The following is an 11381-nucleotide window of genomic DNA, read 5'->3' as shown; positions in this document are numbered from 1 at the left end:
GCCGGATCTGGTTGACCCGTCCCGGGCGTTCACGTCGTATAGGCGGCCTGCTACTGACCTGCAGGAGTCGATGCCTCGGGACTTTATGCGTCGAAGCGGAAGCCGAACAGGCCGCCATCGTCGGTGTCGTCTGTGAGTACGGGCGCCCGCGCAAAGTGACGTTCTCTCCTTCTATGAACTGGGCCGACGCCAGTGCCGGAGATTCGTTGCGGTCGGGTCGGGTACGACGAACGCGACGGAGTGGATGGCACGGGTGACTGCGACGTAGAGACCGCAGGCGGACTGATCAGCGAGAGGATTCCCACCAGTCAAGAACTGCGTGATCGGCTGCGTCGGGTAGATCAAGGTCCGTTCGAACGTGAGGCCCTTGACGGCGCCGAAGTTCTGGAACGGCAGGTCGACGCCCCTGGCTACTGTGATCTTGGGGCGAAGCGGCTGAGGGTTGTAGGCGGCGAGGTACTCCTCGACGTCGCTCTCATCTACTGCGAAGACACCGTCATGCTCGGTTTTGAGTTTCTGTTTGGAGACAGTGTTTGGGAAGGAGAATTTGGGCGGAAAGATCGTGTCGGAGAACGTAGCGATCTCTTGGTTGGACCGCCATGTGTCGGCGTTGTACTGGATTTCCAGGAGCCCTGACTCCTCCTGTGCGTTGAACCAGTCGAGCATCTTGACGCCCCGGTACTTCTTGAGGTTTGGGTCCTGGGGGTTGGTGTCGAACACCGACTGGCGGACATCGCCGACCATGTGGATGTCGATCCCGTCAGCGTTCATCAGCATCCCGAGGATATGCAGGTCACATCCGGTGAGGTCTTGGACCTCGTCGAGGTAGATCTCGTCGTAGATGTTGGTCAGGCGGTCGATGACAGCGCCCTTGCTTGCGAGCACGACGTCGTGTGCGAGCTTGGAGAGATGCAGTTTGTAGGCTCGGCCGTCGGCGTCGAGGAAGCGTGGGGCACCGGTCGCGTAGCGACCTCCGGCTGGTTTGCCATCGAAGTTCAGGCCGCGGAGATGGCGTCCCGAGTATTTGAGGGGCAGGTACGGGCGGATACAGTGTCGCATCAGGAACGCATACCAGCCCAGGACTTCGGGCACTGCGCCGGGAGGGCATGTGGAGCGCAGTCGTCGTTCGAGTTCGGCTTGACCGGTCGTCGTGTAGGTGACGGCCAGGCGACGGACGCTCTTCGGACCGTTCGCGCAGGCATTGACGATCGACTGCGTCTTGCGTGAGCCCGCGACGGCGAGCATCGCCCGGTTCATGCGACGAACTCGATCGCCTGGATCAGGTACTCGGGGTAGGCGATCGATTGGTCAGAGTCCGCTAGCCGCAACGCCGCGTCCGTCTTGTGATCATGCATCCACTTCTGCAAGTCGACCGATTTGTCGGTAATGCCGAGAGCGTTACGTAGCGCGGACTCGTCAGCGGTGTTCGCGTTGATGACCTGGGGCTCGAGGGTGCGGCCGAGGCCGGGGTCACCGATGAAGAGTTCACGCTTGCCACCCGAAAGGTACTGAGCGACGCGGCTCCTCCAGTGCTCGGGTTCCTGACCGTCGTTGTCACGGATCGCGGCGACCGCGTGATGGTCGAGCGCTGCGGCGAGCTCTAGCGCTCGGGCGAGTGACACACCTTGCATCGAGACGATGTCAATTCCTACGTCGATGGGCTTCTTATCGTGCTTGTCGAGGAAGGCGCGCTCGAAGAGCATCTCGTCGGATGGCCCTTCGACCAGGACAAGTTTGTCGGCTAGGACAAGGCGCAGGGTGTCGAAGCCGGACAACTTCCGAAAGTAGGTGGCAGTTTCCGGGCTGATATCGGAGAACCTTGACGCCTTGCCCGCGTGCAGGAGGCGGAGCCGGTCGACTCCGAGTCGGTTCAGGACGTAGGAGCTGTGCGTCGTGATGAAGACCTGCCGCCCGCCGGCCAGCTTCTCGATCCGGTCGATCAACCTGGTCAAGGCGGTGTGTGAGAGGTGGTTCTCGGGCTCCTCGATGAGCACGTATGCGGTACTCGACGCCGAACGGTTCATGGCGAGGGCCACCTTGATTGCAGCCTGCTGACCCTGACCTGCAAGGGCGAACGGCACGTCCTCGACATGTGGCACGACACTGGTCTCCCATGCCGCGGCAGCCGACTGGTCCATCTGAAGACCAAGAGTCCGATCGTACAAGGTGACACCTTCCGCGGCGATGCGCTTGTTGACGTCGACGAGTGCGTCACGCGCGACGGAGTGTCGGGCACCTCGGTGCGCCACGGAGATGGCGGCGCGTTCCTTGGCGTCCATAAAGTTCGTCAGCATCTCGCGGGTGTTGTGGTCTACTCCGTGCGTCGAGCGGATCGTGCGCGAGTCGATGAATGCGACGCCGAGACCGTTCGGGCGTCTGTGTAGTCGGGCGTCAGAGAAGTCGCGCCACTCAACCTCGTAATACTCGACCGGGAGGATGTTGGGCCTGTTTGCATCCGCGAGGTATTCGGCGAGTTCGACTGCGTAGTCGTTCGAGGGTCGGATGTGAAGTCTCACCCCGGGTGCGTCGATCTTGAGGGAGTTGTGTACGCCACGGAGAAGTTGGACGTCCGGGCCGGAGGGCGAGAGGTAGAGCTCGATCAGGATCTCCGGCGGGTCCACTGGTGTGGCCGCGGACAGTGACGAGAAGTAGTTGGCGACTTGCTGCTGGTTGAACCAGTAGGGATTGAGAACATCCTCGACCCAACGGCCGTTGACCCGCCCGGTCAAAGCGAGGCTGATCGCCTCCAGCAGTGTCGACTTCCCGGCCTCGTTGCCTCCTACGACGATGTTGAGCCCAGCGGACGGCTTCATCTCGAACCTCTGGTAAAGCCGGTATCCCTGAACGACGATGCGCTCGATCATGCTCCGAACCACTCTCCTCGTGAACCCTCAAACCGGACACATCGCCTCGAATTGAAGCACCAGGCGCTGACACTCGGCGTGGCAAATGCGGTCCCACACCGGGTGAAATCCTCAAGCCGCGGCCGTAGATGGGGTGCCTAGGTGTTCCTCGCCCGCGTGGCGCACGTCGAGCGCCGAAGGTGTGCCTGGAGGTATGGCTCGGGTGTGCCTGGGCGTCGCTGGGGTCGCATGTCTGTGCAGGTCAGCCACTTTCCGAAACCCCCCACGTGATGTACGAAGGCCCCGGATCTCAGATCCGGGGCCTTTCGTCGTTCCCGGGGTCGGCTCGAGGTGTCGCCCGACGGGTCCACCGTGCGCGCTTCCCGCGCAGACGCTGGACGAGCCCCGCGCTGCGCAGGTGCTCCACGACCTGGGGCGGCAGGTCTGCGAGCACGGTCGGTCGCGGCGAGCCCGCCGTGCGCGGCAGCAGGCTCACGGTGCCCGCGTCGCCCGTGACGACGAACGTGGCGCTCGCGGGTCCGGGCCGGTAGACGACGCTCCGGAGGGTGGCGAGCGGCTGCTCGTGCACGAACGATCCGCCGTCGGTGATCGAGAGGTGCTGTGCGGTGATGCTGATCCGGTAGGGGCGAGACCGTGACCCCACGCCCAGCGCCACGGTCACCGACACGATCGCGAGCGGGGCGAGCAGCCACCAGGGCGCGCCGCGCCCGTTGATCGAGGCCATGACGTCGTCCAGGTCGATCCCCAGGCCGGCCAGCACGGCGAAGGTCGCCCCGGTCACGACGACGCCGAGTGCGAGGAGAAGAGTGACGAGGGTCGCGTGGCGCATCCGGAGCGCGGTCGTCTCGAGGGTCGCGATGCCGTGGACGACGTGCCAGGCGTTCACCTCGAGGTCCTGCCGCTCGGTACGGGCTCGGCCTGGTCTCATCCGGGGAGTCTGCCAAAGCGAGGCTCCGCTCGGCGACCATACCTAGACCTGCTAGGTTAGAACACCTAGCAGCACTAGGCATAGGAGTGTCATGCACATCGACAAGGACCTGGTCGCGGCCTCGGCCACACCGCTCGTCCTCGGCATCCTCGCCGACGGCGAGTCGTACGGCTACGCGATCGTCAAGCGCGTCAACGAGATCTCGGACGGCCGCATGCAGTGGACCGACGGGATGCTCTACCCCCTGCTCCACCGGCTCGAGCGTCTCGGGCACGTCGAGGCGTCGTGGGGAGTGTCCGAAGTCGGGCGCAGGAGGAAGCACTACGCGATCACCCCCGCCGGGCGCGAGGCCCTCGCCGAGCGGCAGGCGCAGTGGAGCGTCGTCGCCGACGCGCTCCAGAAGGTGTGGAGCGACGCACGCGACACACAGGCCCCGCGGACCGTCGCCGAGGGGTGGGCCTGATGAGCACGCACCCCGAGCTCGAGGCGCAGATCGACCAGTGGCGCGGCTACGTCCAGCGCCGCCAGGCGATCTCCACGGCCGACGTCGACGAGATGGAGGACCACCTGCGCGAGCAGGTCGCCGACCTGACCGCGACCGGCCTCGACGACGACGAGGCGTTCCTCGTCGCGGTCAAGCGCATGGGCAACCTCGACGAGGTCTCGCGCGAGTTCGCCCGCGAGCACTCCGACCGCCTGTGGAAGCAGCTCGTCCTGGTCCCCGACGCGGCCGTGGCCGGTGGCGGCTCACCGCGGTGGCGCGAGCTCGCGGTCGTGCTCGCGCTCGCCGTCGGCGCGGGGCTCGCGGTCAAGGTCGCTGCGGAGACCATCAGCGACGAGACGGTCCTGCTGCGCAACGTCAGCCTGCTCGTCTTCCCCTTCCTCGCCGGGTACTTCGCGTGGAAGCGCCGCCTCACCTGGGGTGTGGGCGCCATGCTCGCGATCCCGTTCGCGGTGCTCGCGGTCGTCCTCAACGTCTACCCCTTCGCGCCCGAGGGCTCGACCCTGCTGCTCGCGGCCCTGCACGCCCCGGTCGTCCTGTGGGCCCTCGTCGGGGTCGCGTACGTCGGCGGGCGCTGGCGCTCGGACAGCGGTCGCATGGACTTCGCCCGGTTCACGGGCGAGCTCGCGATCTACTTCACGCTCCTCGCCCTGGGCGGCGGCGTGCTGCTGAGCCTCACGTTCGGGACGCTGAACCTCGTGGGGATCGACCCCGAGCCGTTCTTCGAGGGCTGGGTCCTGCCGTTCGCCGTCCCGGGCGCGCTCGTCGTCGCTGCCTGGCTCGTCGAGGCCAAGCAGAACGTCGTCGAGAACATCGCCCCCGTCCTCACGCGCGTCTTCACCCCGCTGACCGTCGTCATGCTGCTCGTGCTCTTCGTCGTGCTCGCGACCGCCGGCTCCCTGCTCGACACCGACCGCGGCCTCCTCATCCTCATGGACGCGATCCTGGTCCTCGTCCTGTGCCTGCTGCTCTACTCGGTCTCGGCCCGCGACCCCCTCGGCCCGCCGCACCTGTTCGACGGGCTGCTGCTCGTCCTGGTCGTCGCGGCGCTCGCGGTCGACGCCGTCGCGCTCACCGCGATGCTGACCCGCATCGCCGAGTTCGGGTTCAGCCCCAACAAGGTCGTGGCCCTGGGCCTCAACGTGCTGCTGCTCGTGCACCTCGTGGGCTCGGCCCTCCTGCTGACCGGGTTCCTGCGGGGGCGGCGCCCGTTCGCGGCCCTCGGCCGGTGGCAGACGCAGTTCCTGCCGGTCTACGCGGTCTGGGCAGCGGTCGTCGTCGTGGTCTTCCCGCCCGTGTTCGGGTTCGTCTGACCCGTCGCCGTCGCCGTCGCCGTCGTCGTCGCCGTCGCCGTCGCCTCGGCAGCGGCCCGGCGGCGGCCCCGCTTCGGCCCCCTCCGGCCCGCCGTCGTAGTCTCGGAGGATGACCGACGACGCTCTGGTCGACTGGCTCCTCGACGCGGACCCCGCACTGCGGTGGCGGGTCGAGCGCGACCTCGTCCGAGCCCCCGACGAGGTCTGGCAGCAGACACGGTCCCGCGTCGCGACCGAGGGCTTCGGTGCTCGTCTGCTCTCGCTGCAGGACCCGGACGGGCAGTGGGCGGGTGGTGCGTTCTTCCCCGCCGACTTCGACATGGACGGCCCCGAAGCCCGGTCCGGCACCGGTCAGCCCTGGACCGCGACGACCTGGTCGTTGAACGCGCTGCGGGAGTGGGGGCTCGACCCGGCGGTCCTGCGCGAGCGCCGGACCGCCGAGCTCCTGGCGCAGAACAGCCGCTGGGAGTACGACGACCTGCCCTACTGGGGCGGGGAGGTCGACTGCTGCATCAACGCGTGGACCCTGGCGAACGGCGCGTGGCTCGGTGCCGACGTCGCGCCCCTCCTCGACGCGATGCTCGCGGTGCGCATGGCCGACGGCGGCTGGAACTGCGAGTGGGTCGAGGGCTCGGTCCGGTCCTCGTTCCACTCGACCCTCAACGTCATCAAGGGACTCCTGGCGCACCAGGCCGCGACGGGCGGTACCGACGAGACGCGCGAGGCACGGCGCTCGGCCGAGGAGTACCTCCTGCGTCGAGGCCTGTTCCGCCGCGAGTCGACGGGAGAGCCCGTCGCGTCCTGGGTGCGGTACTTCACCTACCCGTACCGCGCGTTCTACAGCGTGCTCAACGCGGCCGTCCACTTCCGCGAGGCGTCGCTGCTCGACGGTACGCCCCCGGACCCTCGCATGGCCGAGGCGATCGGGATGATCCGGGCAGCTCGGCAGCCGGACGGGACCTGGCTCCAGTCGCCGCGGCACCCGGGCACGGTGTGGTTCGAGGTCGACGCGCCGGCAGGTGAGGCCTCGAGGTGGCTGACCCTCGACGCGACGCTCGTGCTCGCCTGGTGGGACGGACGCTAGCGCCGCGCTCCGCCGTCGGGCTCGCCGTGCCCGCCGGGCAGCCGAGACGCCCGGCCGCTTGTCCCACGGACGGACTTCCTTCCTCTCCCCCGGTGTGTGACAGTGGGCCGGATGCTCCGGTGCACACCCCCCGATCGCACCGCAGGACCCCTGGAGGAACCATGACCGACGTGCACGTGCCCGTCGCCGCCGACCATGTCGTGACCGTCGACGACGAGGGGACCCGCACCGGGACCTTCGCGCGCAGCGCCGTCCACACCACCGAGACGCCGCTGCACCTCGCGTTCTCCTGCTACGTGGTCGACGACGCCGGTCGCCTCCTGGTGTCCCGCCGGGCGCTGTCCAAGCGCACGTGGCCCGGGGTGTGGACCAACTCGTTCTGCGGGCACCCGCGCTGGACGGAGACGACCGAGCAGTCGATCGTGCGCCACGCCGCGCACGAGCTGGGCCTCGAGATCACGGGGCTCGAGGTCGCCGTGCCCGGCTTCCGCTACCGGGCCGTGGACGCGTCGGGCGTCGTCGAGAACGAGATCTGCCCCGTGTACGTCGCGCGCGCCGCGAGCGACCTCACGGCCAACCCGGACGAGGTCGCCGAGCTCGCGTGGGCCGAGCCCGGCACGCTGGGGCGCGCGGTCGACGCCACGCCGTGGGCGTTCAGCCCATGGATGGTCCTGCAGGTCGCGGCGCTGCGCGACGCGGCGAGCGGGCCCGACGGCGCCGTCTCCCCCCTGCTGGCAGAGGTCGCCTCGGCCCTGGGCTGAGCCGGCTGAACGGCCGGGCGGGTCGGGCGCCCGGCCCGCCCGGCAGTCCGCCGCGCCGTGCGAGGGAGCTCAGCGCGCCCCGGCCCGGACCTGCAGGCTCGTGGAGCGCAGGCGCTCGGGCAGGTGCAGGTGGTCGGCGTCCGCGACGCTCACGCGCAACCGCCGGGCGGGCAGCGCGTGCGGCAGGACGAGGTCGGCTCCCGGCTGGCCCGAGAGCCGCAGCGCGGCGGCGAGCTCGTGCACCAGGACCTCCTGACGGTGGGCGTCGCGCACCGAGAACACCCACAGGTCCTGCCGGCCGGGCTGCGGCTGCCAGGTCCCGGTCCGCCTGAAGGCGCGCGAGACCTCGGCCGTGGGCCCGACGAACGTGACCGAGCGCAGCGACCACAGCGCCGTGCGGTTGGTCGCGGACGCCCCCTGGTCGGCCTTGAGCAACGACACGGGTCGCTGCGTCCCGACGATCGCGGCCACGCTCGGCGCCACGACGTCCGCGTAGGGCACGGCGTACGGGCTCAGGAACGGACCGAACGAGCCGACCACGAGCCCTCGCTCGAGCACGAGGAGCTTCTCGCTCGCGACGAACCGCAGGATCACGGCCAGGACGAGCCCCATGCCCACCGCGAAGATCGCGACCTGCAGGACGCTCCCGTTGAACGCCATGACGGCGACGACGAGGGCGAAGACCCCGGCCACGATCCCGATCGCGCGAGCCGACAGGGTGCACGACTCGACGTGGCGCAGCTCGCCGAGGGTGGCACGGTGCCGTTCGGCGACGTCGCGGACCTTGCGGGTCGCGCGGTGGCTCGACGGCGAGAGGTGGGGCATCGGCGGGGCTCTCCGAGGGCTCGTGCGGGGCGGGGTCGTGCTGCGGTCCCGCAGCCGCGCCGATGCTATCCGAGAGGGAGGATTCCCTACCGGGCGTGCCGTTTCGACTGTGCCCGCGCCAGCGGGTGACAATCGACGCATGTCAGCAGCCGGATCCCTTCCCGTCCCCGACCCCGCAGCGTCGTTCGAGGCGCACGTCGAGTGGGCGCGGGCGACGCCGGTCGAGGGGTTCGACCTGACGCCGATCGACGACCGCTGCGTCGAGGACCCGTTGCCCTGGAACTACCTGGTGCTCGCGCGCGAGCTCGTCGGGAGCGGCCGGGGTCCGGTCCTGGATCTGGGCACGGGAGGCGGGGAGGCGTTCTCGTCGCTCGCGCCCCTGCCCGAGGGGTCGGCCGCCACGGAGGGCTGGCCCCCGAACGTCCCCGTGGCCCGACGGCGCCTCGAACCCCTGGGCGTGGACGTCCGGCAGGTGGGGAGCAGCAAGGGCGAGGGCCTCATGCTCCCGTTCCTCGACGGCCGGTTCGCGGTCGTCCTGGACCGGCACGAGGAGTTCGAGGCCACGGAGGTGCTGCGCGTCCTCGAACCCGGGGGCGTGTTCATCACGCAGCAGGTCGACAGCCGCGACGGGATCCGGGTCAACACCGCGCTCGGTGCGGACCTGCCGTGGGACCCGGACGACGTGACGATCGAGGGCGTGACGGCCGAGCTGGTCGAGGCCGGGTTCGTGATCGACGTGGCGCGCGAGCACGTGGGGACGCGGCACTTCCACGACCTGAGCTCGCTGCTCTGGTACCTCAAGGTCATCGCGTGGCAGGTCCCGGAGATCGCGAGCCTGTCCCCCGAGGCGGTCGCGAGGTTCGAGGCGCCGCTGAGGGCGCTGCACATGCACTTCGCGGCGGGCAACGAGTTCGTCGACGAGGCTCCCCGCTTCCTCGTGGTGGCGCGCAAGCCGTTCTGAGCCGGGGGCGACGGCGCGCCGCGCCGGCCGTGACGGGGACGAGGACGGTGCGCGGCGCCCGCGGCGACGGACGCGCTCGACCCGGGCTCCGCCGTCGGGCTCGTTGGGCATGAAGAGGCCCGCGGGCTGGTGGATCTCTCCACCCGTCGCGCTGGACGAGGGCGCGACACCCGCGGGCTCCGGTGGTTGCTCGGTTCTCGCTGGTCGTGGGTGACCTGACGGTCACCGGTCGGCCGCGGGTTCCTCGCAAGGTCCGTCGCTCGATGGCACGACTAGCGTGCAACCACCTCATGTGTCCGAAGATTCTTCACTTCGTGGACCACCTCCTTTCCCATGTGCCGACGACGCTACGCCTGGCCCACGACGGCTGCCAAGGGTATTTCTCCCAGGGCTCAGCGGGCCGTCGCGTCGGGCTCGGGGGCCGGCGCCGCGGACGTGCCCCGCGGCGGCCCACCCTGGTCGACGCCCTCGCGCCGGGAGGCCGCGACGACCCGCAACGAGCACAGCAGACCCAGGAGCAGGAAGCCCCCCGCGACGTACAGCGAGATGCGGGTGCCGTCGCTGAAACCGTCGGACAGTGCGTCGACGACCTCGGGCGTCTTCTCGCCGAACTGGCTCGTGGTGCCCTCGGCGCGCAGCTGCGGGATGGTCCCGCCCGCGGACTGCTGGGTCGCGTCCGCGACCTGCGTCGCGACCGCGGGCGGGACGCCGTCGACCTTCTCGAGCGCGGGCGGGACCGCGGTCGAGAGGCCGATCGCGAGCGCGGCACCGATGAACGCCGTGCCCAGCGCCGAGCCGAGCTGGCGTGCCGTGGACTGCGTCGCGGACGCCTGGCCGGACTCCTCCTCGGGGACGTCGACGAGCGTCGTGCCCGTGAGCTGCGCGGACGCGAGCCCCAGGCCGAGGCCGTAGATCACGAGCAGGGCCGCGATGAGCCACGACGACACGGTCGGCGTCACGACGAGCGCGACCGCGAGCACCCCGACGACCTCGAGCACGAGGCCCAGGACGATCGTGCGCGGCGACCCGATCGCGGCCGCGAGGTGCCGCGCCATGGCCCCCGAGACGAACGCCCCGGCAGCCATGGTCGCGAGGACCACGCCCGCGCCCAGGCTCGTCAGTCCCAGGATGTTCACGAGGTAGAGCGGCAGCACGAAGATCAGGCCGAACTCGCCGATCGCGACGAGCATCGCGGTGAGGTTGCCCCAGCGGAACGTCGCGACGCGGAAGAGCGTGAGGTCGAGCAGGGCCGAGCGCGCGATCCGCGCGCGGTGCCGCTCCCAGAACGCGAACAGGACGAGGAAGAGCACGCCGATCGCCCCGATCACGGGCACGGGCGAGACGGGGGCGTCGGTCCCCCAGACCGCCCCGAAGAGCTTGAGCTCCGCCTTGGGCGTCCACCAGCCGAGGGACTGCCCCTCGATGAGCGCGAACACGACCGCACCGAACCCGAGCGCGCTCGTCAGCAGGCCGACGACGTCGAGCCCCGGCACCGTGATGTGCGCACGTGTCTCGGGAACCACGAGGATCGCCCCGATGATGACCGCGATCCCGATCGGGATGTTGACGAGGAAGATCCACGGCCACGTGAACGACGTCGTGAGCCAACCACCGAGGAGCGGCCCGACCGCGGCCATGCCCGAGATCACCGCACCCCAGATGCCGAACGCGACCGCCCGGTCCTTGCCGCGGAACGTCGCGTTGACGGTCGACAGGGTCGCGGGGAGGACGAACGCGCCGCCGACCCCCTGGATCAGGCGCGCGACGATGAGGGTCCCGGCGTCGTCGGCCTGGGAGGCCAGGATGCTGCCGCCGAGGAAGACCACGACGCCCACGAGGAGCAGGTTGCGTCGCCCGAGCCGGTCGCCCAGGCGGCCCGCGGTCAGCAGAAGCGCCGCGAACACGACCGAGTAGGACGCGTTGACCCACTGCGCGTCGTTGAGGTCGAGGTGCAGGTCCTCGATGATCGTCGGGAGCGCGACGCCCACGATGGTCCCGTCGAGCACGATCATCGACAGCGCGGTCGCCAGGACGAACAGCCCCGCCCAGCGGTGGTCGCTCTTCCCCGCCGTGGCCGGCGGCCCTCCCGGTCCGGCGGGTGCCGTGCCCGACTCGTCCGACTGCGCGCTCATGGACGCTCCTT

At 69.8% G+C, this 11381-nt stretch carries 10 protein-coding genes; 5 read left to right on the top strand and 5 right to left on the bottom strand.

Annotation, left to right across the window (positions count from 1 at the left end):
* Nucleotides 1–171: 171 nt before the first annotated feature.
* The 3 genes from ACIPWA_RS16305 to ACIPWA_RS16295 all read right to left on the bottom strand — a co-directional run bounded on the left by ACIPWA_RS16305 (nt 172) and on the right by ACIPWA_RS16295 (nt 3792).
* Entirely contained in the window at nt 172–1257 is a 1086-nt protein-coding gene (locus tag ACIPWA_RS16305; RefSeq protein WP_400291654.1) for a UvrD-helicase domain-containing protein, read from the bottom strand.
* The gene (locus tag ACIPWA_RS16300; protein ID WP_400291653.1) at nt 1254–2864 is read right to left on the bottom strand and encodes an ATP-dependent nuclease; all 1611 of its coding nucleotides are present in this window, start codon (nt 2862–2864) and stop codon (nt 1254–1256) included. Before ACIPWA_RS16300 ends, ACIPWA_RS16305 begins: the two co-directional genes overlap by 4 nt.
* A 289-nt stretch (nt 2865–3153) precedes the next feature.
* Nucleotides 3154–3792, bottom strand: a complete 639-nt coding sequence (locus ACIPWA_RS16295) for a hypothetical protein (RefSeq protein WP_157257432.1) — start codon at nt 3790–3792, stop codon at nt 3154–3156.
* Between the two features lie 91 nt (nt 3793–3883).
* On the opposite strand from ACIPWA_RS16295, the gene ACIPWA_RS16290 reads away from it, so the two are divergent.
* The 4 genes from ACIPWA_RS16290 (at nt 3884) to idi (ending at nt 7452) form a co-directional block, all read left to right on the top strand.
* Entirely contained in the window at nt 3884–4255 is a 372-nt protein-coding gene (locus tag ACIPWA_RS16290; RefSeq protein ID WP_400291652.1) for a PadR family transcriptional regulator, read from the top strand.
* On the top strand, nt 4255–5607 hold the full coding sequence (locus tag ACIPWA_RS16285; protein WP_400291651.1) for a permease prefix domain 1-containing protein: 1353 nt from the start codon (nt 4255–4257) through the stop codon (nt 5605–5607). The genes ACIPWA_RS16290 and ACIPWA_RS16285 overlap by 1 nt, the downstream gene beginning before the upstream one ends.
* Before the next feature lie 109 nt (nt 5608–5716).
* On the top strand, nt 5717–6691 hold the full coding sequence (locus ACIPWA_RS16280; RefSeq protein WP_400291650.1) for a squalene cyclase: 975 nt from the start codon (nt 5717–5719) through the stop codon (nt 6689–6691).
* A 161-nt stretch (nt 6692–6852) separates the two neighbouring features.
* Nucleotides 6853–7452, top strand: a complete 600-nt coding sequence (gene idi, locus ACIPWA_RS16275; RefSeq protein WP_068626673.1) for an isopentenyl-diphosphate Delta-isomerase — start codon at nt 6853–6855, stop codon at nt 7450–7452.
* 69 nt (nt 7453–7521) lie between these two features.
* Here the strand turns inward: idi and ACIPWA_RS16270 are convergent, their stop codons facing one another.
* Nucleotides 7522–8277, bottom strand: a complete 756-nt coding sequence (locus ACIPWA_RS16270) for a hypothetical protein (protein WP_400291649.1) — start codon at nt 8275–8277, stop codon at nt 7522–7524.
* Between the two features lie 139 nt (nt 8278–8416).
* On the opposite strand from ACIPWA_RS16270, the gene ACIPWA_RS16265 reads away from it, so the two are divergent.
* Complete coding sequence (locus ACIPWA_RS16265) at nt 8417–9238, top strand: methyltransferase domain-containing protein (protein WP_400291648.1); 822 nt, start codon at nt 8417–8419, stop codon at nt 9236–9238.
* Nucleotides 9239–9630: 392 nt separating this feature from the next.
* Here the strand turns inward: ACIPWA_RS16265 and ACIPWA_RS16260 are convergent, their stop codons facing one another.
* On the bottom strand, nt 9631–11370 hold the full coding sequence (locus ACIPWA_RS16260; protein ID WP_400291647.1) for a DHA2 family efflux MFS transporter permease subunit: 1740 nt from the start codon (nt 11368–11370) through the stop codon (nt 9631–9633).
* Nucleotides 11371–11381: the final 11 nt, after the last annotated feature.

The sequence above is a fragment of the Oerskovia enterophila genome, from assembly GCF_044748475.1.
Classification (GTDB): domain Bacteria; phylum Actinomycetota; class Actinomycetes; order Actinomycetales; family Cellulomonadaceae; genus Oerskovia; species Oerskovia enterophila.
Note: the sequence above shows the minus strand (reverse complement) of the source record. Positions and strands in the feature narration are given on the sequence as shown.